Annotated in this window: 17 protein-coding genes; 9 read left to right on the top strand and 8 right to left on the bottom strand. The window is 71.7% G+C overall.

Features of this window, described 5'->3' with window-relative positions; genetic code table 11:
* Position 1: 1 nt before the first annotated feature.
* Genes ACFFCA_RS01670 through ACFFCA_RS01645 form a run of 6 tightly spaced genes read right to left on the bottom strand, consistent with a single transcriptional unit; the run spans position 2 to position 6,231 of the window.
* Positions 2 to 1,531, bottom strand: coding sequence for an HAD-IA family hydrolase (locus ACFFCA_RS01670; RefSeq protein ID WP_375481181.1), 1,530 nt, complete (start codon positions 1,529 to 1,531; stop codon positions 2 to 4).
* Entirely contained in the window at positions 1,528 to 2,166 is a 639-nt protein-coding gene (locus tag ACFFCA_RS01665; RefSeq protein WP_375481180.1) for a hypothetical protein, read from the bottom strand. Before ACFFCA_RS01665 ends, ACFFCA_RS01670 begins: the two co-directional genes overlap by 4 nt.
* 9 nt (positions 2,167 to 2,175) lie before the next feature.
* A complete protein-coding gene (locus tag ACFFCA_RS01660) occupies positions 2,176 to 2,838 on the bottom strand; it encodes an HAD hydrolase-like protein (protein WP_375481179.1) in 663 nt (220 codons plus the stop codon).
* A gap of 27 nt (positions 2,839 to 2,865) precedes the next feature.
* The gene (locus ACFFCA_RS01655; protein WP_375481178.1) at positions 2,866 to 3,657 is read right to left on the bottom strand and encodes an enoyl-CoA hydratase/isomerase family protein; all 792 of its coding nucleotides are present in this window, start codon (positions 3,655 to 3,657) and stop codon (positions 2,866 to 2,868) included.
* A gap of 60 nt (positions 3,658 to 3,717) precedes the next feature.
* Positions 3,718 to 4,518, bottom strand: coding sequence for an ABC transporter ATP-binding protein (locus tag ACFFCA_RS01650; RefSeq protein WP_375481177.1), 801 nt, complete (start codon positions 4,516 to 4,518; stop codon positions 3,718 to 3,720).
* Positions 4,519 to 4,548: 30 nt separating this feature from the next.
* Positions 4,549 to 6,231 (bottom strand): trypsin-like peptidase domain-containing protein, encoded by a 1,683-nt coding sequence (locus ACFFCA_RS01645; RefSeq protein WP_375481176.1) that lies wholly within the window; start codon positions 6,229 to 6,231, stop codon positions 4,549 to 4,551.
* 105 nt (positions 6,232 to 6,336) lie between these two features.
* Here ACFFCA_RS01645 and glgX point away from each other — a divergent pair, with 105 nt between their 5' ends.
* The 5 genes from glgX to ACFFCA_RS01620 all read left to right on the top strand — a co-directional run bounded on the left by glgX (position 6,337) and on the right by ACFFCA_RS01620 (position 11,989).
* Positions 6,337 to 8,487: a glycogen debranching protein GlgX gene (glgX, locus tag ACFFCA_RS01640; protein ID WP_375481175.1), complete on the top strand. Its 2,151-nt coding sequence runs from the start codon at positions 6,337 to 6,339 to the stop codon at positions 8,485 to 8,487.
* 112 nt (positions 8,488 to 8,599) lie between these two features.
* A complete protein-coding gene (locus tag ACFFCA_RS01635) occupies positions 8,600 to 9,373 on the top strand; it encodes an HAD-IIA family hydrolase (protein WP_375481174.1) in 774 nt (257 codons plus the stop codon).
* A gap of 92 nt (positions 9,374 to 9,465) precedes the next feature.
* A complete protein-coding gene (locus ACFFCA_RS01630; RefSeq protein ID WP_375481173.1) occupies positions 9,466 to 10,452 on the top strand; it encodes an ATP-binding cassette domain-containing protein in 987 nt (328 codons plus the stop codon).
* On the top strand, positions 10,449 to 11,318 hold the full coding sequence (locus ACFFCA_RS01625) for an ABC transporter permease (RefSeq protein WP_375481172.1): 870 nt from the start codon (positions 10,449 to 10,451) through the stop codon (positions 11,316 to 11,318). The genes ACFFCA_RS01630 and ACFFCA_RS01625 overlap by 4 nt, the downstream gene beginning before the upstream one ends.
* A complete protein-coding gene (locus ACFFCA_RS01620) occupies positions 11,318 to 11,989 on the top strand; it encodes an MOSC domain-containing protein (protein ID WP_375481171.1) in 672 nt (223 codons plus the stop codon). The genes ACFFCA_RS01625 and ACFFCA_RS01620 overlap by 1 nt, the downstream gene beginning before the upstream one ends.
* A 6-nt stretch (positions 11,990 to 11,995) precedes the next feature.
* On the opposite strand, the gene ACFFCA_RS01615 is transcribed toward ACFFCA_RS01620, so the two are convergent.
* A complete protein-coding gene (locus ACFFCA_RS01615; protein ID WP_375481170.1) occupies positions 11,996 to 13,996 on the bottom strand; it encodes an acetoacetate--CoA ligase in 2,001 nt (666 codons plus the stop codon).
* Positions 13,997 to 14,101: 105 nt separating this feature from the next.
* Between ACFFCA_RS01615 and ACFFCA_RS01610 the strand changes: the two genes are divergently transcribed.
* On the top strand, positions 14,102 to 15,418 hold the full coding sequence (locus ACFFCA_RS01610) for a bifunctional o-acetylhomoserine/o-acetylserine sulfhydrylase (protein WP_375481169.1): 1,317 nt from the start codon (positions 14,102 to 14,104) through the stop codon (positions 15,416 to 15,418).
* Between the two features lie 2 nt (positions 15,419 to 15,420).
* Positions 15,421 to 16,596, top strand: a complete 1,176-nt coding sequence (locus tag ACFFCA_RS01605) for a homoserine O-acetyltransferase (protein WP_375481168.1) — start codon at positions 15,421 to 15,423, stop codon at positions 16,594 to 16,596.
* On the opposite strand, the gene glgP is transcribed toward ACFFCA_RS01605, so the two are convergent.
* Positions 16,521 to 19,085, bottom strand: a complete 2,565-nt coding sequence (glgP, locus tag ACFFCA_RS01600) for an alpha-glucan family phosphorylase (protein WP_375481167.1) — start codon at positions 19,083 to 19,085, stop codon at positions 16,521 to 16,523. The two genes, ACFFCA_RS01605 and glgP, sit on opposite strands and share 76 nt — an antisense overlap.
* A gap of 111 nt (positions 19,086 to 19,196) precedes the next feature.
* Between glgP and ACFFCA_RS01595 the strand changes: the two genes are divergently transcribed.
* Positions 19,197 to 21,215: an alpha-1,4-glucan--maltose-1-phosphate maltosyltransferase gene (locus ACFFCA_RS01595; protein ID WP_375481166.1), complete on the top strand. Its 2,019-nt coding sequence runs from the start codon at positions 19,197 to 19,199 to the stop codon at positions 21,213 to 21,215.
* Positions 21,216 to 21,242: 27 nt separating this feature from the next.
* On the top strand, positions 21,243 to 23,018 hold the full coding sequence (gene treS, locus ACFFCA_RS01590; protein ID WP_375481165.1) for a maltose alpha-D-glucosyltransferase: 1,776 nt from the start codon (positions 21,243 to 21,245) through the stop codon (positions 23,016 to 23,018).
* Positions 23,019 to 23,061 lie beyond the last annotated feature (43 nt).

The raw sequence follows: 23,061 nt of genomic DNA, 5'->3' as shown, positions 1-23,061 counted from the left end.
GTCAGCGCAGCAGCGCCGCGACGGCTGCGGTCAGCTCGTCAGGTCGGCGGACGCCGGGATGGGCCGCGACCTGGACGAAGGGGATGCCGAGCACGGTCGACGCCCCGTCCGCCTCCGGGTTGTCGCCGACCATCACCGCGTCGGCGGGGTCGACCTGGAGCGCGGCGCACGCCAGCCGGAAGATCTCGGGGTCCGGCTTCTCGACCCCGACCTCGTAGGACAGCACGAGCGCGTCGAGGTCCTGGTCGACGCCGTACCGGGCGAGGACGGGCCGCGGGTCCCAGCCGATGTTGCTGATCACCGCGACGGGAACGCCGCGGGCGTGCAACCGGCGCAGGACCGCGATCGTGTCCGGGAACGGGTGCCACGCCTCGGCCGACGTGCCGTGGCGGTACAACGTCTCGGCCTCGTCGTGGTCGAGACCGGCGTAGCGCGACAACCCGGAGTAGGCGTCGTGGTGCGCCCGGGCCGACAGGTCGCGCTCCGCCCAGACCCCGGCCAGCTCGTCCGGCAGCTCCTGCGGCGTGCTGCTGCCGTTGATGCCGCCGAAGCGTTCCATGGCCGGTGCGAGGTGCAGGTAGTCGGCGCCCAACGCACGCAGCAGCGACTCCTGCGCCGACTCGATGTGGAACAACGTGCCCGAGAAGTCGAACAACGCGGCCGCCGGGCCCACGCAGCTCCGCGCGGTCACCTTGTCCAGGATCTGCTCGGTGGTGGCGTCGCGGTCGAGGTCCTCGGGCGCCGTCCCGCCGAGCGGCGTGCGCGTCGCACGGGCGTAGACGGCGGCCACGCCGTCGAACAGCTGCGGCGCCAGGCCGGCCTCGCGCTGGGTGGCGGCGATCTCGTGCATCTCCGCCACGAACCGGTCCGCCTTGGTGGCGGCGACGGCCACGTCGTGGGGCCAGCCCGGGACGTCGCGCGGCCACTCGCGGGCGGTGTCGTCGAGGAACTCGGCCAGCACCCCGTGACGGCGTGCCGTGACCATGGCCTGCAGGACGAGCGCGGTGCTGCCCTTGTACATCGAGGCGGTGCACATCTTCAGCGCCGACGCCCGCCCGATCGGTCCGGGCAGCCGGACCAGGTCGAGCCACGGGCCGTCGACCTCGTCGGCGCGGGCGCCGCACGCGTATACGCGGGTGTGGTCACCGGCGGTGGGCGGGCCGCCGGAGATGGAGCCGTCGACCACCGGCAGCCCGGCGTCGGCGAGCGTGGCGGCGACCGCGTGCAGCGTCTCGGGACTGATCGCGTTCAGGTCGGCCACGAGCGGGGTCGCCCCCGCGGCCCGGGCGGCGTCCGCGATCTCCCCGGCCGCGGCCAGGGCCGCGCCGGGCGGCACGACCGATACGACGAGGTCGCAGGTGACGACCTCGTGCAGGGTGTCCACCGCCTGGACACCGGCGGCGGCGACCAGCGCCCGGGTGCGAGTGCTGCGGCCGCTGACGCAGGTGCGCACCTCGGCGCCGCCGGCGATCCAGTTGGCGCCCAGCGCGCTGCCCATGGCGCCGGCGCCTACCAGCCCGATCGTCGTCATGTGTCCTGTGCGTCCGGTGCGCCGTCGTCGAACGCGCTGTCCTCACGTGCGCGGAACGCGCTGTCCTCACGTGCGCGGAACGCGCTGTCCTCACGTGCGCGGAACGCGCTGCGCACCCCCGACAGCAGCAGCGGGACACCCAGGCCCAGCGCGATGATGCCGAGCAGCAGGTAGAGACCCGCCCGGTCGCCCGGGGCGTTGTCGGCGTCGTCGACGAACACGCTGCCGAACGGTGCGCAGGCGATGTGCACGCTGCCCGTCACCGGAGCCTGGAAGGTGGCGATCACGTTGGTGGCCTTGGTCGAGTCCGACTCGGCCGTGACCGGCAGCGCGCGATCGACCCCGGGCTGCACCGAGTAGGTGCAGGTCAGCGACGACGACGTGCGACCCCGGTCGGCCTCGGCGTCGACGCCACGGTGCACGGCCACGTGGTACAGGTGGCCCTGGGTGACCGACACCTCGTAGGGCGCCACCGCCCCCGCGGCGTAGGAGTGCGGTTCGCCGGGTGCGGTGTACCGGTAGGCCAGGCACAGCACCAGCCCGATCACGACCAGCGCCGCCCCGATCAGGCCCAGGCGGCTGCCGGCGGTGCGCACCGGCGCGGACGGGCCGGGATGCGGTGGGGCCGGTTGCACGCCCGAAGCCTAACGAGGCGCCGGGCCGGGCAGGCCGAGGGCGGCGGGCAGGTCGCCCGGTGCGGCGCACACGACACGCGCGCCCGCAGCCGTCAGCTCCCCCGGCGTGCCGTAGCCCCACCCGGCACCGATCGTCGCGACACCGTGGGCGCGCGCGCCCAGCACGTCGTGCTCGCGGTCGCCGACCATGACCACCGTGTCCGGCGCGGGGTCGCCGAGGCGGCGCAGCACCTCCTGCACCACCAACGCCTTGGTGCCCCGCGAACCGTCGTCGAGGTCACCACCGACGGTGGTGAAGTACTCGGCCATCCCTAGCCGTTCGACGATCGGGACGGCCTGGGCCTCCGGCTTGCTGGTCGCGACCGCCATCGTCACTCCCGCGTCGCGGACGGCCGCGACGACCTCGGCGACGCCGGGATAGGCCGCCGTGTCGTACATGGCGCCGGCCCGGTAGTAGGCGCGGTAGGAGTCGATGACGTCCCACAGCTCGACGCCGTCGGGCAGGTACGGCGGCAGCGAGGTGTAGAACGGCGGGCCGAGCAGCGAGCGTTCCGTGTCGGGGTCCAGCGGCGGCACGCCGCACTCGGCGAATGCGTGGCGCAGCGACGCGAGGATGCCCGGCGCGGAGTCCGACAGCGTGCCGTCGAGGTCGAACAGGACGAAGGACGGCACGTCAGCGCACGCGCCGGGACGGCCGGCTCACGTGAACTGCGCCTTGCCCGGCCCGCTCTCCAGGAAGGACTGCATGCCGATCGTGCGGTCCTCGGTGGCGAACAGCGAGGCGAACAGGTGCGACTCGAGACGTAGGCCGGTCGCCAGATCGGTGTCGAGGCCGCCGTCGATCGCCGCCTTCGCGGCGGCCAGCGCGTGCCGCGGGCCCTTGGCGAACTTGGCAGCCATGGCGAGCGCCGTCGGGTAGACCTCTTCCTTGGCGACGACGACGTCCACCAGGCCGAGCTCGAGCGCCTCGTCGGCGGCGACGAAACGCCCGGTGTAGATGAGGTCCTTGGCCTTGGCCGGGCCGATCAGGCGCGGCAGGCGCTGCGTGCCGCCGGCCCCCGGGATGATGCCGAGCAGCATCTCGGGCTGGCCCCACCGGGCGTCCTCCGCACTGACCCGGAAGTCGGCCGTCAGCGCGAGCTCGCAGCCGCCGCCGAGCGCGTAGCCCGTGACCGCCGCGACGACCGGTTTCGGGATGCGCGCCAGCGCGTCCAGGGCGGACGTGAGGCGGTGCGCGTCCTGGAGCATGTACGCGTGGTCCTGGCCGGCGAACTCCTTGACGTCGGCGCCGGCCGCGAACACCTTCTCGCCGCCGTACAGGACGACGGCGCGGATCGACGGGTCGTCCGAGACCTGCGCCGCCGCTGCGCGCAGCTGCTCCTGCAGGTCGGTGTTGATGGCGTTCATCGGCGGGCGGTCGAGCCGGATCGTCGCCACCCCGGCCGGGATCTCGGCGTCGTCCCCCGCCTCGACGCGCACCAGATCAGCCATCGCCTGCCTCCTCGCCACCCGTGACATGTCCGCGGCGAGCCTACGGGTCGCCGCGGCGGCTCACCGTGCGCGGGCGAACCACCGTCCGCCGCTGCGCTGCACATCCAGGGCCAGCCCGAAGGTCTCGCTCAGCAGGTCGGCGGTGAGCACGTCGCGCGCCAGACCGGCAGCCACCACCTGCGCGTCGCGCAGCAGCAGCACGTGGCTGATGCCGGGCGGCAGTTCCTCGACGTGGTGGGTGACGAGCACCGACGCGGGCGCGTACGGGTCGTCGGCGAGCCGGGACAGCCGCCGCAGCAGGTCCTCGCGACCGCCCAGGTCCATGCCCGCCGCCGGCTCGTCGAGCAGCAGCAGTTCCGGATCGGTCATCAACGCCCGTGCGATCTGCACGCGGGCCTTCTCGCCCTGGCTCAGCGTCCCGTACGTGCGCTGCTCGAACCCGGCCATCCCGAGCCGGCCGAGCAGGTCGCCCGCGCGGCCGAGGTCGTCCTCGGAGTAGATCTCGCGCCACCGTCCGAGCACCGAGTAGCCGGCGCTGACGACGACGTCGCCGACGCGCTCACCGCCTGGGATGCGTTCGGCCAGCGCCGCGGACGCGAACCCGATCCGCGGTCGCAGCTCGAAGACGTCCACCCGGCCCAGCTGCTCGCCCAGCACGTAGGCCTGGCCCGACGTCGGGTGCAGGGCGGCCGAGGCGATCTGCAACAGCGTGGTCTTGCCCGCACCGTTGGGCCCGAGGACGGCCCAGCGCTCGTCCTCCTCGACGGTCCAGTCGACCGGCCCGAGCAGGGTCTTGGCACCCCGCCGGACCGTGACGTCGACCAGCTGCACGACGGCGTCGGGATTCGGTCGGGATGCCACGCACCCATCCAAGCGCAACCGTGGTGGGCGTCAGTCCGCGGGACCCGTGGTCAGCGTGACGGTCGCGGTGTGCGCGGCGCCGCTGCTGTCGGTCCACGAGATCGACTCGCGGTCGCCCGGCTCCTTGGCCGACAGGATCTTCTTGACCTGTGCGGACGAGGTCACCGACGTGCCACCGACCTTGGTGATGGTGGAGCCGGGGGTGATACCGGCCTTGGCCGCCGGCGACCCAGGGAAGATCGTGTTGCCGACCTGCGGCAGCGGGACGACCACCGCACCGTTCTGGTCCTGCAGCGAGAACCCGACGAAGGCAGGCAGCCCGATGTGGATCGTGGTGGTCTGCACGCCGGTCTCGATCTGCCGGGCCACGCCGAGCGCGGTGTCGATGCGGATCGCGTAGGCGGTCTTGGCCGTGTCGCTCTGGCGCCCCGTGGAGGCGGCTGTATCGATGCCGACGACCTCACCCTTCGCGTCGTACAGAGGACCGCCGGAGTCGCCGGAGATGATTGGCGCGTCCACCTCGATGAGGTTGTTCAACCGCTCGGCGTCGGCGCCGGACTCGTCCGTCGCGGTGATCGTCTTGTTCAGCCCGATGACCTTGCCGCTGGCAGCGGTCAGGGTGCCGGTGCCGCCGGCGTTGCCCACGCCGACGACGGCGTCGCCCACCTTCACGCTCTGGGAGCTGCTGGCCAGCTTGGCGGTCTGCAGCCCGGAGGCGTCGCGCAGCTTGATGACTGCGACGTCCTTCGTGGGCGCGGTGCCCACCACGTCGGCGCGGTAGGACTTGCCCGTGCTCTCGACGGTGACCGTGATGCTGGTGGCGCCGTTGACGACGTGGTTGTTGGTGAGGATCTCGCCGTCGGGGCTGAGAATCATGCCGGTGCCGGCGCTCTGGGCGTTCTGGTAGCGCAGCACCGAGACGATGGTGACGATGCCCTTTTGCTGGGTGGCGGTGGCGGTGGTCTTCGATCCGCCGGTGTTGGACCCGCCGTTGGGCAGCGAGCCGCCGTTGCCACCGCTGGACCCGCTGGACCCGCTCGAGCCACCCGGCGCCTGGGCCTGCGGCAGCTGCAACGCCGACCCGCTGCCCGACGTCGTCGAGGACCCGCTCGCGAAGCCGACGCCGGTGAGGACCAGCGCGGCCGCCACGACCAGCGCGGCCAGGCCCGCGAGCAGCCCGGCGCGGCGGCGAGGACGGCCGGGCTGGGTGCCAGTCGCCGGGTAGCCGTAGCCGTACGGCGGCTGACCCCCGAATCCCTGCGGACCGAACTGGCCCTGCCCGTACTGGCCGTAGCCCGACGTGCCGTACTGGCCCTGGCCGTACTGGCCCTGTCCGTACTGGCCGTAGCCCGACGTGCCGTACTGGCCCTGGCCGTACTGGCCCTGGCCGTACTGGCTCTGTCCGTACTGGCCGTAGCCCGACGTGCCGTACTGGCCCTGGCCGTACTGACCCTGGCCGTACTGACCCTGGCCGTACTGACCCTGGCCGAACGACCCGGCGGAGGAACCGGTACCCGGGTAGTACTGCACGGGCGCGGGCCACTGGGTCGCCGGCGGCGGCGTGTACGCCTGCTCCTCCGGCGTCTCGGGCGCCTCGGGCGCCTCGGGCGTCCGGTGCGCCTCAGGGGCCTGCTGCTGGGGTGCCTCGGCGGACGGATCACTCGCCGGACCGGGGTACGGACGCGGGGTCTCGTACGGGTCGTTCGTCGTCATGGTTCAAGGATTACCCCGCCGGCCCAGCTTCTACTGAGTTGTTCCCATGAACATCCTGGGAAACCACCTCCGCCGGCCCGGTGCGGGTCCACTACAGTCGCGACGGTGCTGCCCGAGCAACTGACCGCCGCACTCGCCGCCCGGCTGGAGACGGCCTGGCCGGGCACCCCCTTCCCGCTCGGCGCCCACTGGGACGGCGAGGGCACCAATTTCGCCCTGTGGTCCACCACCGCGACCGGCGTCACCGTCTGCCTGTTCGAAGACAACGGCGCCGAGACCCGTATCCCGCTCGGCGACTCGACCTACCACGTCTGGCACGGCTACGTACCCGGCGTCGGCCCCGGCCAGCGCTACGGCTTCCGGGTCGACGGCGAGTTCGAGCCGGCCCGGGGGCTGTTCCACAACCCGGCCAAGCTGCTCGTCGACCCCTACGCGCGCTCCGTAGAGGGCACCTACACCGACGACCCCAGCGTGTACCCGGGCAGTGCCGCCGACTCGGCGCCCTGCGTGCCCCGGTCGGTCATCACGCAGGACGCGTTCCCGTGGGGTGACGACACCCGCCCGAACGTGCCGTGGGACGACACGGTCATCTACGAGCTGCACGTCAAGGGCTTCACCGCGCTGCACCCGGGCGTGCCCGAGGAGCTGCGGGGCACCTACTCCGGGCTGGCCCAACCGGCGGTCATCGAGCACCTGCGCTCGCTGGGCGTCACCGCGGTCGAGCTGATGCCCGTCCATCACTTCGTGTCCGAACCGCACCTGCAGCGCCGCGGGCTCACGAACTACTGGGGCTACAACTCGCTCGGCTTCTTCGCCCCGCACGCGCCCTATGCGGCCCGCGCCGGCGACCAGACCCGCGAGTTCAAGGCGATGGTGCGCGCCCTGCACCGGGCCGGGATCGAGGTCATCCTCGACGTCGTCTACAACCACACGGCCGAGGGCGGGACGGACGGGCCGGTGCTGACCTTCCGCGGCATCGACAACGGGTCCTACTACCGCGCCGAGCAGGACGACCCGTCGCGCTACGTCGACTACACCGGGTGCGGCAACACCTTCGACCCGCGGCGACCGTTCCCGCTGCAGCTGATCACCGACTCGCTGCGGTACTGGATCACCGAGATGCACGTCGACGGCTTCCGCTTCGACCTCGCGTCCGCGCTGGCCCGTTCGTTGCACGACGTCGACAAGCTGTCCTCCTTCTTCGACACGATCCACCAGGACCCGGTGATCTCGCAGGTCAAGCTCATCGCCGAGCCGTGGGACGTCGGCGCCGGCGGTTACCAGGTCGGCGAGTTCCCGCCGCTGTGGACGGAGTGGAACGGCAAGTACCGCGACACCGTCCGCTCGTTCTGGGCCCACGGCGCCGACGGCGTACGCGATCTCGCCTACCGGCTGTCGGGATCGTCCGACCTCTACGGCGACGACGGCCGGCTGCCCATCGCCTCGATCAACTTCGTCACCGCGCACGACGGCTTCACCATGCGCGACCTGGTGTCCTACGCACGTAAGCACAACGAGGCCAACGGCGAGCAGAACCGCGACGGCACCGACGACAACCGCTCCTACAACGGAGGGGCTGAGGGCGATCCGGCGCCGGCCGCCGTGCAGACCCTGCGCCGCCGCCAGGCGCGAAACCTGCTCACGACGCTGCTGCTGTCGACCGGTGCGCCGATGCTGGTCGCCGGCGACGAGCTGTGGCGCACGCAGGGCGGCAACAACAACGCCTACGCCCAGGACAACGAGATCAGCTGGCTGGACTGGTCGGGTGCCGACTCCCCCGTCGACGAGCCGTCCGGCGACATGCTCGCCCTGGTGCGCCGGCTGCTCACCCTGCGGCGCCGCCATCCCGTGCTGCGGCAGAGCGCGTTCTTCGAGGGGCGGCAGGTGCCGTCCGCGGACGGGCTCGGAGCCACGAAGGACCTGGCGTGGTTCCACCCCGACGGGCGCGAGCTGACCAGCCGCGACTGGTTCGACGGCTCGCTGCGCACCCTCGGCATGTACCTGGACGGGCGGCAGCTCCGGCACCGCACGCGGCGCGGCGAGCCGGTCGTCGACGAGTCGTTCCTCCTACTGCTGCACTCGGGCGACGACGACCGGGACTTCCTGCTGCCCGGGCCCCCGTGGAGCGAGGGCTACGAGACCGTCGTCGACACCACCCGACCCGGCGGCGAGCCCGCCGGCACCGCCGGGCTCGAGGCGGACGGGACCGTCACCATGACCGCCCGGTCCGCCTTGTTGCTGCGCATCCTGCGCTGATCGACTACGTCTCGCGGTCGACCAGCCGCCCGGATCCGCAGGTGATCACCTGACCGGGGGGGTGGATCGGCCTGCCCTGGGGCGGAAGGGGCCGACCGGGCAGACTGGGGCCATGCGTGGCGCGGCGGAGTCCTGGCTCTCGGACATGGACGGCGTCCTCGTGCGCGAGGAGCATGCCGTGCCGGGTGCCGCCGAATTCCTGGCCCGGCTCGAGGAGCGCGGCCGCAAGTTCCTGGTGCTGACCAACAACTCGATCTTCACGCCCCGCGACCTGTCGGCCCGGCTGGCCACGTCCGGCCTGCAGGTGCCCGAGGACGCGATCTGGACCTCGGCCCTGGCCACCGCCACCTTCCTGGCCGACCAGCTGCCGCACGGCACGGCCCACGTCATCGGCGAGGCCGGGCTGACCACCGCCCTGCACGACGTCGGCTACATCCTCACCGACCGCAATCCCGATTTCGTGGTGCTCGGCGAGACCCGTACGTACTCCTTCGAGGCCATCACCCGAGCCATCCGCCTCATCGAGGGCGGCGCCCGGTTCATCGCCACCAACCCCGACGTCACCGGGCCCTCCGAGCAAGGTCCGCTGCCGGCCACCGGCTCGGTGGCCGCCATGATCACCAAGGCGACGGGCCGAGAGCCGTACTTCGTCGGCAAGCCCAACCCGATGATGCTGCGCAGCGCGCTGAACCGCATCGAGGCCCACTCCGAGTCCACGATAATGGTCGGCGACCGCATGGACACCGACGTGCTGGCCGGCATCGAGGCGGGGCTCGACACCATCCTGGTGCTCTCCGGCTCCACCCAGCGCGGCGACGTCGAGCGCTTCCCCTGGCGACCGGGCCGGGTGCTGGACTCGATCGCCGACGTCGTCGACCTCGTGTAGCGAGCCGCCGAAACCGTTCGTCCCTCGTCAGTGGGTCGCCCTACGCTGGCGGCACCCGGGGACACCGCCGTCCCCCACGCAGGAAGGTCACCATGACCGACGTCATCGAGGCGCACGGCCTCGTGAAGGTCTACGGCTCGCTGCGCGCGCTCGACGGCCTCGACCTCGCCGTCCCCGAGGGCACCGTGCTGGGCCTGCTCGGGCCCAACGGCGCGGGCAAGACCACGGCCGTCCGGGTCCTCACCACGCTGCTCGAGCCCGACGAGGGCACGGCGACGGTCGCCGGCATCGACGTGCGCGCCCACCCCGGGCAGGTCCGCGCCCGCATCGGGCTCTCCGGCCAGTACGCCGCGGTCGACGAGTACCTGACCGGTTTCGAGAACCTCGACATGATCGGCCGCCTGTACGGGCTGGGTCGTCGCCGCTCGAAGGACCGCGCCCGCGAACTGCTCGAGCGCTTCACGCTCGCCGACTCCGGCGATCGGATGGCCAAGACGTACTCCGGCGGCATGCGGCGCCGGCTCGACCTCGCCGGCGCGCTGGTGGCCTCGCCGCCGGTGCTGTTCCTGGACGAGCCGACCACCGGCCTCGACCCGCGCAGCCGCAACGACATGTGGGACGTCATCCGTGAGCTCGTGTCGGGCGGCACCACCGTGCTGCTGACCACGCAGTACCTCGAGGAGGCCGACCGCCTGGCCGACCGCATCGTGGTCATCGACCACGGCAACTCCATCGCCGAGGGCACCGCCGACGAGCTCAAGGCCCAGGTCGGCGGCGAGCGCGTCGAGGTCGTGGTGTCCGATGCGTCGGAGATCCCGGCCGCCCAGGAGGTGCTGGCCCGGCTGGCCGAGGGCGGCTCCGTCGACGTCGACCCGCACACCCGGCGCCTCACCGCGCCGGTCCGCGGCGGCGCCGCGACGCTCACCGAGGCGCTGCGGCACCTCGACACCGCGGGCGTCGCCCTGCACGACGTCGCGCTGCGCCGCCCGACCCTGGACGACGTCTTCCTGACCCTCACCGGGCACCGCAGCGAGGACGACCCCGAACCCGAGCCCGAACTGACCGGAGCGACCTCATGAGCACCGACGTCGCGAGCAGCGAGACCGCCCCCACCGGCGGTACGTGGTCGCCCCCCTCGACGGGTGGTCTGCGCAAGGCCCTGGTCGACGGCGCCACGGTGGCCAAGCGCAACCTGATCAAGATCAAGCGGGTGCCCGACCTGCTCGTGTTCTCGACGATCTCGCCCATCATGTTCATCCTGCTGTTCGGCTACATCTTCGGCAGCGCCATCAAGGCCCCACCGGGCGTGGGCTACCGCGAATACCTGATCCCCGGCATCTTCGCGCAGACGGTCATCTTCGGGGTCACGGTCACCGGCGCCGGCCTGGCCGACGACATCCAGAAGGGCATCATCGACCGGTTCCGCTCGCTGCCGATGTCCCGCTCGGCGGTACTGGTCGGCCGCACCACCAGCGACGTGCTCAACAACGTCCTCGTCGTGGTGATCATGTCGCTCACCGGCCTGATCATCGGGTGGCGCATCCGCACGTCGGTCGGCGAGGCGCTCGGCGGGTTCGTCCTGCTCCTGCTCTTCGCCTACGCGATGTCCTGGATCATGGCGCTGGTGGGCCTGCTGGTGCCCAGCCCCGAGGTCGTCAACAACGCCTCGTTCATCGTCATCTTCCCGTTGACGTTCATCGCCAACACCTTCGTCCCGACCAAGAACTTCCCGTCCGTACTCAGGGTCATCGCCAACTGGAACCCGGTGACGACGGTGACCCAGGCCGCGAGGCAGCTGTTCGGCAACACCGGCACCGCCCCGCTGCCCACCGACCCGTGGTCGCTGCACCATCCGATCCTGTACACGCTGTGCTGGGTGGTCGGCATCCTCGTGGTCTTCGTCCCGCTGTCGGTGCGGCAGTACAAGCGCGCGGCGGCCCGCTGATGACGCACGGCACGTCGACGGTCACGGGGCGGCTGGGCTCGGTGAACATCGGGGCGCCGCGACCCAACCCGTTCAAGGCCGCCGAGTCCACGGGCATCGCGAAACACCCTGTCGACGGGCCGGTGCTGGTCCGCGACCCGGGGCCCCGGACCACCGGGCTCGGCAGCGGGCTGGTCGGCGACTTCATCGGCGACGTCGAGAACCACGGCGGCCGCGACCAGGCCGTCTACGCCTTCGCGCGCGAGGACCTCGACGCCTGGGCGGCCCGTCTCGACCGCGACCTGCCCGACGGGTCGTTCGGCGAGAACCTGACGACCCGGGGCCTGGACGTGAACGCCGCGGTCCTCGGTGAGCGGTGGCGGATCGGCGACACGGTGGAGCTGGTGGTGACCGTGCCGCGGTTGCCGTGCGCCACCTTCCGGGGGTGGATGGAGCTGTCGGGCTGGCTGCGGACGTTCACGCTCGACGCCCGCCCCGGGGCCTACCTGCGGGTGGACGTGCCCGGCGAGATCCGCGGCGGGGACGAGGTCACCGTCGTCCACCGCCCGCAGCACGGCGTCACCGTGACGCAGGCCTTCCGCGCCCTGACCACCGACCGCGACACCCGCCGCGACCTGCTCGCGGCGGGCGACGACCTGGTCGCCGACCTCGCCGACCACGCCCGCAGCTGAGCCCGGCTACGCGGGCAGGAACGCGCTCATGGCCTCCGGGTTGGCGAGCGCCCCGCGACTGACGGCCCGCTCCAGCGGCACGCCGGCCAGCACCCGTTTGACCGGCACCTCGCACTTCTTGCCGTTGAGCGTGCGCGGGACGGCGTCGATGACGATCACCTCGTCGGGCACGTGGCGCGGCGACAGCTCGGTGCGGATGCGCGTGCGCAACTCGGCGACGACGGTGTCGTCGATCGTCACGCCGTCGGCCGGCACCACGAAGAGCAGCAGCTTGCCCTCGGTGCCGGCGGCCGCGGCCGTCATCGACGAGGTGTCGATGACCAGCGAGTCCGCCACGGCGGGGTGGTCCTCGACCACGGTGTAGAACTCGGCCGTGCCCATCCGCACGCCGCCGCGGTTCAGGGTCGAGTCCGAGCGTCCGTAGATGACGCACGAGCCCCGGTCGGTGATCTTGATCCAGTCGCCGTGCCGCCACACGCCGGGGTAGGTGTCGTAGTAGGCCTCACGCAGGCGCGATCCGTCCGGGTCGTTCCAGAACGCCACGGGCATCGAGGGCATGGGCTCGGTGATCACCAGCTCGCCGACCTCACCGATGACGGGATGACCGCTCTCGTCGTAGGCCTCGACCGCACAGCCGAGCATCCGGCAGGCGATCTCGCCGGCCCGCACCGGCAGGGTCGGCGCCGACCCGACGAAGGCGGTGCACACGTCCGTCCCGCCCGACAGCGAGCCGAGGGCGAGATCGCCGCCCACCTCGGCGTAGACCCAGGCGAAGCCCTCGGGCGACAACGGCGCACCGGTGGAGCCGACCGCCTGCAGGGCCGACAGGTCGGTGTCGGCACCGGGTCGCACCTCGGCCTTCATGCAGGCCTGGAGATAGGGCGCGGACGTGCCGAAACAGGTGATGCCGGTGTCGGCGGCGAAGCGCCAGAGCGCGCCGAGGTCGGGGTAGCCCGGGTTGCCGTCGAACAGGACGATCGTCGAGCCGACCACCAACCCCGACACCAGCAGGTTCCACATCATCCAGCCCGTCGTGCTGAACCAGAAGAACCGCGAACCGGGCCCCAGGTCGAGGTGCAGGGCGAGCTGCTTCACGTGCTCGACGAGGATGCCGCCGTGCCCGTGCACGATGGGCTTGGGCAACCCGGTCGTGCCCGAGGAGTACAGGATCCACAGCGGCGCGTCGAACGGCACCGGCTCGAACGCGAGGGTGCCGGGGGTGGCCAGCACGTCCGGCCACGAGAGCACCGTGTCCTGCCCGCCCGCGTCGGGCAGCGTCGCCTGCGCGTCGAGGTAGGGCATCAGCACGGTGGCGCGCAGCGTCGGCAGCTTGGCGCGCAGGGCGGTGACCGTCGGGCGGATGTCGTAGCTCTTGCCGCCGTAGACGTAGCCGTCGACGGCGACGAGCACCGTCGGCTCGATCTGGCCGAAGCGATCGGACACGGCCTGCGGCCCGAAGTCCGGTGAACACGACGACCAGACCGCGCCCAGCGAGCACGTCGCGAGCATGGCCACGAGCGCCTCGGGGGCGTTCGGCACCAGCCCGACGACCCGGTCGCCGACGCCGACGCCCTGCCCAGCCAACATCGTGCGGACGCTGGCGACCTGCTCCCGCAGCTGCGCCCAGGTCAGCGTCGCCGACCGACCGTCCTCGCGGCCGGCAACGACCGCGACGTCGTCGTCGGCCACCTCGGACCCGGTCGCCCCGGCCGGCGGGAACAGCGCGTGCTCGGCGTAGTTCAGGGTGCCGTCCGGAAACCAGCGCGCCCCGGGCATCTCGCGCGACGCGAGCGCCGCCGTCGGCTGCCGGTGCCACCGCACGTCATACCAGCGGGCCAGCGCCGACCAGAACGCGTCGAGGTCGGCGACCGACCAGTCCCACAGCTCGTCGTAGGTCGCCGTGGTGATGCCGCCCTGCGCGGCCAGCCAGCTGCCGAACGCGGTGATGCGCGAACCCGCGATGCGTTCGGTGGACGGTTCCCACAGCAGATCGCCCTCGTTCGTCATGCGTCCGAACCTAGCGAGATGCCGCGCTAGGAGCCTGCCGCGGGGCGTGGCACGATTGTCGATTGAACCGGTAGACAAATCGCACGCACGGCCCGAGGAGGCCCCATGTCCGATGCCTGGTCCTTCGAGACCCGCCAGATCCACGCCGGGCAGACGCCCGACGGCGAGACCCACGCCCGGGCCCTGCCGATCTATCAGACGACGTCGTACACCTTCGACAGCACCGAGCACGCCGCCGACCTGTTCGCGCTCAAGCAGTTCGGCAACATCTACACCCGGATCATGAACCCGACGCAGGCCGCCGTGGAGGACCGCATCGCCTCGCTCGAGGGCGGCGTCGGGGCCCTGCTCACCTCCAGCGGCCAGGCCGCCGAGACCATCGCGCTGCTCAACCTCGCCGAGGCCGGCGACCACATCGTCTCCAGCGCCCGCCTGTACGGCGGAACGTACAACCTGTTCCACTACACGTTCCCGAAGATGGGCATCACGGTCAGCTTCGTCAACGACCCCGACGACCTGGACCAGTGGCGCGCCGCGGTCCGCCCGAACACCAAGGCTTTCTTCGGCGAGACCGTCAGCAACCCCCAGATCGACGTGCTGGACACCGCGGGCGTCGCGGGAGTGGCCCACGACTCCGGCGTGCCGCTCGTCGTCGACAACACCATCGCCACGCCCTACCTGATCCGGCCGTTCGAGCACGGCGCCGACATCGTGGTGCACTCGGCCACCAAGTACCTCGGCGGGCACGGCACAGCCATCGGCGGCGCGATCGTCGACGCCGGCCGGTTCGACTACGCCGCCGACCCGGAGCGCTACCCGAACTACAACCAGCCCGACGGCAGCTACCACGGCCTGGTCTACGCACGCGACCTCGGCGTCGGCTCACCGCTCGGTGCGAACCTGGCCTACATCCTCAAGGCCCGGGTGCAGCTGCTGCGCGACCTGGGCTCGGCCATCGCGCCGTTCAACGCCTTCCTGCTCGCCCAGGGCATCGAGACGTTGAGCCTGCGCGTCGAACGCCACGTGCAGAACGCGCAGGCCGTCGCCGAGTGGCTCGAGCAGCGCGACGAGGTGCTCTCGGTGAACTACGCGGGCCTGCCGTCGAGCCCCTGGCACCAGCGGGCCCAGCAGTACGCGCCGCGCGGCGTCGGCGGCGTGCTCGCCTTCGAGATCGCCGGTGGCCTCGAGGCCGGCAAACGCTTCGTCGAGGCGCTCGAGCTGCACAGCCACGTCGCCAACATCGGCGACGTCCGCAGCCTGGTCATCCACCCGGCGTCGACGACGCACTCGCAGCTGTCCCCCGAGGAGCAGGTCGCGACCGGTGTCACCCCGGGCCTCGTCCGCCTGGCGGTCGGTCTCGAGAACGTCACCGACATCCTCGCCGACCTCGACGCGGGTTTCCGGGCCAGCAAGGACAGCTGACCGTGGCGGGGTGGCGAGTCGGCGATCCCGTGGCGGGACGCCGGTTCGCCGACCTCGGCGCCGTCGAGCTCGAACTCGGCGGGCACCTGCCGGCCGTCCGCGTCGCCTACGAGACGTGGGGACGGCCCCGGCTCGACGAGCACGGCATCACCAACGCGGTGCTCGTGGAGCATGCGCTCACCGGTGACGCCCACGTCGCCGGTCCGGCCGGCAAGGGCCAGCCGACGCCCGGGTGGTGGGACGCGCTCGTCGGCCCGGGCCGCGCGTTGGACACGAACCGGTGGTTCGTCGTCGCCGCCAACGTCCTCGGCGGCTGCCAGGGCACGACCGGCCCGTCGAGCGCCGACGGGCCGGAGGGCCGCCCGTGGGGGTCGCGGTTCCCGGCGCTGACCATCCGCGACCAGGTGGACGTCGAGGTCCGGCTCGCCGACCACCTCGGCGTCCCGCGGTTCGCCGCGGTCCTCGGCGGCTCCATGGGCGGCATGCGGGCCCTGGAGTGGGCGGCCGGCCATCCCGGGCGCGTGAGCGCGGCGCTCGTGCTCGCGGTCGGCGCCGCGGCCAGCGCCGACCAGCTCGCGACGCAGTACACGCAGGTCTCGGCAATCCGCAGCGACCCGGCCTGGGTCGGCGGCGACTACCTGTGGCGCGGCCCGTTCGACACCGACGGCCCGCGCGACGGCCTGGGCACCGCCCGACGCATCGCGCACCTGACCTACCGCAGTGAGCTCGAACTGGACACGCGCTTCGGCCGGGAGGTGCAGGACGACGGGCGCTACGCCGTCGTGTCCTACCTGGACCACCACGCCGACAAGCTGGCCGACCGTTTCGACGCCGGCAGCTACGTCACGCTGACCGAGGCGATGGACACCCACGACGTCGGGCGCGGCCGTGTCGGTGTCGAGGCCGCCCTCGCCGCCATCCGGGTGCCGCTCGTCGTCGCCGGCGTCGACAGCGACCGGCTGTACCCGTTACGCCAGCAGCAGTTCGTCGCCGACCACACCCCGACCGCCGACGGGCTGCACGTGATCGCCTCGGATTTCGGCCACGACGGGTTCCTGCTCGAGACCGAGCAGGTGGGCCGCCTGATCCAGCGGACCCTGGATCACGCGGTGGCGACCACCCCGAGCTCCGCCGACGACGCCAGCAGGGGGTTCTCGGGCAGGACCTGGACGGTGTAACCGAACGGGCCGGTGGTCTCGAGCGGCACGTCGCCCTCGTAGCGCACCGTCCCGTCGACGGCCCCCTCGATCGTCAACGGCGCCACCGACGTCGACACGAGCCGGTCCTCGGGGTCGACCGCGCCGAACACGGCCTCGACCGTCACGTCCTCGGGGTCGAGCCCGCCGAGCGCCACCTCGGCCCGCAAGCTCATGGTGTCCCCGACCTGGGCGCCGCCCTGGCCCGACAGCTGCGAGTCGACGTGCAGCACCGCCACCGCCGGCCACGCGTCGCGCACCCGGGCCGTCCAGGCCGCGAGCTCACGCGCCGCCGCGTAGTCGTCGGCGGACATCCGCTGCGAGGACTCGCCGGCGGGTGCGTAGAGCCGGTCGACGTACTCGGCCACCATCCGGCTGGCCAGCACCTTCGGGCCGAGCGACTTCAGCGTGTGTCGCACCATCTGCACCCAGCGGACCGGGACGCCCCCGTCACCGGTGCGGTCGTAGAACCGCGGCGCGACGTTGTTCTCGACCAGGTCGTAGAGAGCGTGGGCCTCGACGTCGTCGCGACGGTCGGGGTCGGCGGTGCCGTCGGCGGACGGGATCGCCCACCCGTTGTCACCGTCGAACCACTCGTCCCACCACCCGTCCATGATCGACAGGTTGAGCGCGCCGTTGAGCGCCGCCTTCATGCCCGACGTGCCACAGGCCTCCAGTGGGCGCAACGGGTTGTTCAGCCACACGTCGACGCCCCAGTAGAGGTAGCGCGCCATGCCGATGTCGTAGTCGGGCAGGAACGTGATGCGGTGCCGCACCTCGGGGTCGTCGGCGAAGCGCACCATCTGCGCGATCAGCTGCTTGCCGCCGTCGTCGGCCGGGTGACTCTTGCCGGCGATGACGATCTGCACCGGGCGTTCCGGGTCGAGCAGCAGCTTCTTGAGCCGGGCGGGGTCGCGCAGCATCAGCGTCAGCCGCTTGTACGACGGCACCCGCCGCGCGAACCCCATGGTGAGCACGTCGGGGTCGAATGCGTTGGCGACCCAGCCGAGCTCGGCCTCGCCGAAACCACGCTGCACCCCGGAGGCGTGCACGCGGCGGCGGATCTCGGTGACGAGTCGCTCGCGCAGCACGTTGCGCACCCGCCACAGCTCGGCGTCGCCGATCCGGTCGACCCTGTCCCAGTCACCACCGTTCGCGATCGTCGCGGCGCCGACCTCCCGCTCGACGACGTCGAGGATCTCGCGCGACATCCAGGTGGGCGCGTGCACGCCGTTGGTGACCGACGTGATCGGCACGTCGTCGGTGTCGAAGCCGGGCCACAGGTCGGCGAACATCCCGCGGCTGACCTCGCCGTGCAGCAGCGAGACGCCGTTGGCGCGCTGGCCGAGCCGCAGCCCCATGTGGGCCATGTTGAAGATGGTGGGGTCCTGCTCGGCGCCGAGCGCGAGGATGCGTTCGGCCGGCATGCTCGCGTGCGTCGCGAGGTCGCTCAGGTGGGCGGCGACGAGGTCGCGCAAGAAACGGTCGATGCCTGCCGGGACCGGGGTGTGGGTGGTGAACACCGTGCCGGCACGGACCGCCTGCAGCGCCTCGTCGAAGCCCAGTCCCTCGGTCTCGACGAGCTCGCGGATCCGCTCGACGCCGAGGAAGCCGGCGTGTCCCTCGTTGGTGTGGAACACCGACGGCGCCGCGGCCCCAGTTGCCGCGCAGTACGCACGGATCGCGCGCACCCCGCCCACGCCGAGCAGCAGCTCCTGCTCGAGACGGTGGTCCGGGCCGCCGCCGTAGAGGCGGTCGGTGACCAGACGGGCCTCGGCGTCGTTGTCCTCGATGTCGCTGTCGAGCAGCAGCAGCGGCACCCGGCCGACCTGCGCCACCCACACCGCGGCGTGCAGCGTGCGCGAGCCGGGCAGCGCGATCGACACCCGCACCGGGCTGCCGTCGGCGTCCGTCAGGGCCGTGATCGGCAACCCCTGCGGGTCGAGCGACGGGTAGTGCTCGAGCTGCCAGCCGTCCCGCGACAGCGACTGGCGGAAGTAGCCCGCGCCGTAGAGCAGCCCGACGCCGATGATGGGCACGCCCAGGTCGCTCGCGGCCTTGAGGTGGTCGCCGGCCAGGATGCCGAGGCCGCCCGAGTACTGGGGCAGCACCTCGGTGATGCCGAACTCCGGGGAGAAGTAGCCGATGGTCTCCGGCAGCGGACGCTGCGCCTGCTGCTGCTGGTACCACCGCGGCTGGGTGAGGTACTCCGACAGGTCGTCGGACAGGTCGGCCAGGCGGCGCAGGAACTTGCGGTCGCCCGCGAGCTGGCGGTAGCGCTGCGGGGTGACCATGGCCAGCATGTGACCCGGATCGTGCCCGGTGGACCGCCAGAGATCCGGGTCGACCGAGGCGAGCAGGTCGACGGATTCCGCGTGCCACGACCAGCGCAGGTTCGCGACGATGGTGCCGAGCTCGGCCAGTTCCGGGGGGTACGCGGCGTGCACGGTCAGCCGACGAAGTGCCTTCACGCGCCCACACGCTAGCAGCCTCGTAACCGCTTCCACCCGCGCTCCGACAACGACCCGGCCGGTCGCGCGCGGGGTGCGGAAGACGTGTCCGGGCTGGGTAGGGTCGTCCAGGTGGTAGGACGTTTCGGACTCACCCAGGTCAGCCCCGTGGTCGGCTCCACCGTCGCCGCCGAGTTCCCCGCACGGGGGGTCGTCGGCGAACGCATCCCGGTCAGCGCCGTCGTCTTCCGCGAGGGTCACGACGCCATCGGCGCCACCGTCGTCGTCCGTGACGCGGCCGGCCGGAAGGTCTCGACGGTGCGCATGCGGCCCGGCGCGCCGGGCACCGACCGGATGCTCGCCGACCTCGTCTTCGACGCGCCCGGGCCGGTGTCGTTCAGCGTCGAGGCGTGGAGCGACCCGTTCAGCACCTGGCACCACGCGGTCACCGTCAAGATCGAGGCCGGCCAGGGCAGCGAGGACCTCGCCAACGACTTCGAGACCGGGGCGCGGTTGTTCGAGCAGCTGGCCAAGTCCGTGCCCCGCACCGAGCGGCCACGGGCCCTCGCCGCCGCCACGTCCCTGCGCGACACCACGCTCGACGTCGCGCACCGCGCGGCGCCCGCGCTCGACCCGTACCTGCAGAGCCTGGTCAGGGACAACCCGGTGCGCGAGTACGTCGTGTCCTCGCCGCGCTACCCGTTGTTCATCGACCGTCCTCGCGCGCTGTACGGCGCCTGGTACGAGTTCTTCCCGCGCTCGATCGGCGCCGAACTGGCACACGACCCGGCCGCCCCCGCACGCCCCACCCGGCACGGCACGTTCAAGGACTCCGCCGAGCACCTCGACTACGTCGCGGCCATGGGCTTCGACGTGGTCTACGTCCCGCCGATCCACCCCATCGGCGAGGTCAACCGCAAGGGCCCCAACACCCCCGACGCGCCGGGCGGCACCGTCGTCGCCGCGAGTTGGGACGTCGGATCCCCGTGGGCCATCGGCTCGGCCGAGGGTGGTCACGACGCGATCCACCCCGAGCTGGGCACGATGGCCGACTTCAAGGCCTTCGTGGCCCGTGCTCGCAAGCTGGGCATGGAGATCGCGCTGGACTTCGCGCTGCAGTGCGCGCCCGACCACCCGTGGGTCACCAGCCACCCGGAGTGGTTCACCACCAAGCCCGACGGCACCATCGCGTACGCGGAGAACCCGCCGAAGAAGTACCAGGACATCTATCCGCTGAACTTCGACAACGACCCGAAGGGCCTCTACGCCGAGTGCCTGCGGGTCGTGCGGTTCTGGATGGACGCGGGCGTGCGGATCTTCCGGGTCGACAACCCGCACACCAAGCCCATCAACTTCTGGCAGTGGCTGATCGGTGAGGTCCGCGCGACCGACCCCGACGTGCTGTTCCTGGCCGAGGCCTTCACCCGGCCGGCCATGATGCACGAGCTGGCCAAGATCGGGTTCCACCAGAGCTACACCTACTTCACCTGGCGGACCGAGAAGGAGGAGATCGAGGACTACATCACCGACCTCGCCGAGACCGCGCACTACATGCGGCCGAACTTCTTCGTCAACACGCCGGACATCCTGCACGCGTCGCTGCAGACGGGCGGCCCGGCCGGTTTCGCGATCCGCGCCGTACTGGCCGCCACGACCTCACCGGCGTGGGGGGTGTACTCCGGCTTCGAGCTCTACGAGCACCTGCCGGTACGCCCGGGCAGCGAGGAATACCTGAACAGCGAGAAGTACCAGCTGCGGCCCCGGGACTTCGCGGCCGCGGTCGCCGACGGTCGCTCCCTCGTACCGCTCATCACCCGGCTCAACGAGATCCGGCGCGCCCACCCGGCCCTGCAGCAGCTGCGCGACGTCACTTTCCACAACGTCGACAACCCCGACATCACCGTCTTCAGCAAGCGCGACGAGAGCACCGGCGACACCGTCGTCGTCGCGCTCACGCTGAACCCGCACGAGTGGCGCGAGGCCACGGTCCGGATCGATCTCGAGGCGCTCGGCATGACGCCGACCTCGGCCGACGCCGGCTTCGGCGTCGAGGACCTGCTCAGCGGCGAGCAGTACCGGTGGGGTGAGCGCAACTACGTGCGCCTGGACCCGCTGGTCCGCTGCGCCCACATCTTCCACGTGACCCCCTGACCCGGAAGGCCGATGACGAACCCCGCCATGACCACCCCACAGCCCGTCGACTCCGAGCCGGTCACCCCCCAGGTCATCCAGGACCCCGAGTGGTTCAAACGCGCCGTGTTCTACGAGGTCCTCGTGCGCGGCTTCGCCGACTCCAACGGTGACGGTTCGGGCGACCTGCGCGGCCTCACCGACAAGCTCGACTACCTGTCGTGGCTGGGCGTCGACTGCCTGTGGCTCCCGCCGTTCTACCAGTCGCCACTGCGTGACGGCGGGTACGACGTCAGCGACTACAGCCAGGTGCTGCCCGAGTTCGGCACGATCGAGGACTTCAAGTACTTCCTCGACGCCGCCCACGAGCGCGGCATCCGGGTCATCGTCGACTTCGTCATGAACCACACCTCGGACCAGCACCCGTGGTTCCAGGCCAGCCGCAACGACCCGGACGGCCCGTACGGGGATTTCTACGTCTGGTCCGACGACGACACCCGCTACCCCGACGCCCGCATCATCTTCGTCGACACCGAGCCGTCGAACTGGACCTTCGACCCGGTCCGCAAGCAGTACTTCTGGCACCGCTTCTTCAGCCACCAGCCCGACCTGAACTTCGACTCCCCCGACGTGCAGAGCGCGATCATCGAGTCGCTGCGCTTCTGGCTCGACCTCGGCATCGACGGGTTCCGGCTCGACGCCGTGCCGTACCTGTTCGTCCGCGACGGCACGAACGGTGAGAACCTGCCGGAGACCCACGAGTTCCTCAAGCGGGTGCGCAAGGAGGTCGACCGCGACTATCCCGACCGCGTCCTGCTGTGCGAGGCCAACCAGTGGCCGGCCGACGTCGTCGAGTACTTCGGCGACCCCGCCACCGGCGGCGACGAGTGCCACATGGCCTTCCACTTCCCGGTCATGCCCCGCATCTTCATGGCCGTACGCCGGGAGAGCCGGTACCCGATCTCGGAGATCATGAGCCAGACCCCGGCCATCCCGGACACCTGCCAGTGGGGCATCTTCCTGCGCAACCACGACGAGTTGACGCTCGAGATGGTCAGCGACGAAGAGCGCGACTACATGTGGAACGAGTACGCCAAGGACCCCCGTATGAAGGCCAACATCGGCATCCGCCGACGGTTGGCCCCGCTGCTCGAGAACGACCTCAACCAGATCGAGCTGTTCACCGCGCTGCTGCTCGCCCTGCCCGGCTCGCCCGTCCTGTACTACGGCGACGAGATCGGCATGGGCGACAACATCTGGCTCGGTGACCGCGACGGCGTGCGCACTCCCATGCAGTGGACGCCCGACCGCAACGCGGGTTTCTCCACCGCCGACCCGGGCCGGCTGTACCTGCCCACGAACCAGGACTCGATCTACGGCTACCAGGTCACCAACGTCGAGAGCCAGACGCGCAACACGTCCTCGCTGCTGCACTGGACGCGGCGGATGATCCAGGTGCGCAAGGCCAACCCCGCCTTCGGCCTCGGCACGTTCACCGACATCGGTGGCAGCAACCCGTCGGTGCTGAGCTTCGTGCGCGAGTTCGGCGACGACATCGTCCTGTGCGTGAACAACCTCTCCCGTTTCCCGCAGGCGGCCGAGCTCGACCTCCGTCCGTGGGCGGGTGCCTCGCCGATCGAGCTGTCCGGCGGCGCGCAGTTCCCGCAGATCGGCGAGCTGCCCTACCTGCTCACCGTCGCCGGGCACGGCTTCTACTGGTTGCGCATCCCCCGTGTCCCGTCCCCGGACGCCGAGCCCGCGGCACTGGCCGACCAGGAGCAGGCGCCCCCCGCGCCGAGCGACGGGGAGGGGGGCGGCATATGAGCGACGCTTGCGGAGCGACCGGCCGGCATGGCGTCTCTGCATG

The organism is uncultured Jatrophihabitans sp. (genome assembly GCF_964252635.1).
GTDB lineage: Bacteria > Actinomycetota > Actinomycetes > Mycobacteriales > Jatrophihabitantaceae > Jatrophihabitans.
This window is presented reverse-complemented; position numbering and strand designations above follow the sequence as displayed.

Coding starts and splice junctions, on each gene's coding strand:
- ACFFCA_RS01630 (WP_375481173.1), top strand. CDS start 9,466: ATGACCGACGTCATCGAGGCGCACGGCCTCGTGAAGGTCTACGGCTCG.
- ACFFCA_RS01655 (WP_375481178.1), bottom strand. CDS start 3,657: ATGGCTGATCTGGTGCGCGTCGAGGCGGGGGACGACGCCGAGATCCCG.
- ACFFCA_RS01620 (WP_375481171.1), top strand. CDS start 11,318: ATGACGCACGGCACGTCGACGGTCACGGGGCGGCTGGGCTCGGTGAAC.
- ACFFCA_RS01645 (WP_375481176.1), bottom strand. CDS start 6,231: ATGACGACGAACGACCCGTACGAGACCCCGCGTCCGTACCCCGGTCCG.
- ACFFCA_RS01635 (WP_375481174.1), top strand. CDS start 8,600: ATGCGTGGCGCGGCGGAGTCCTGGCTCTCGGACATGGACGGCGTCCTC.
- ACFFCA_RS01610 (WP_375481169.1), top strand. CDS start 14,102: ATGTCCGATGCCTGGTCCTTCGAGACCCGCCAGATCCACGCCGGGCAG.
- treS (WP_375481165.1), top strand. CDS start 21,243: ATGACCACCCCACAGCCCGTCGACTCCGAGCCGGTCACCCCCCAGGTC.
- ACFFCA_RS01625 (WP_375481172.1), top strand. CDS start 10,449: ATGAGCACCGACGTCGCGAGCAGCGAGACCGCCCCCACCGGCGGTACG.
- ACFFCA_RS01615 (WP_375481170.1), bottom strand. CDS start 13,996: ATGACGAACGAGGGCGATCTGCTGTGGGAACCGTCCACCGAACGCATC.
- ACFFCA_RS01670 (WP_375481181.1), bottom strand. CDS start 1,531: ATGACGACGATCGGGCTGGTAGGCGCCGGCGCCATGGGCAGCGCGCTG.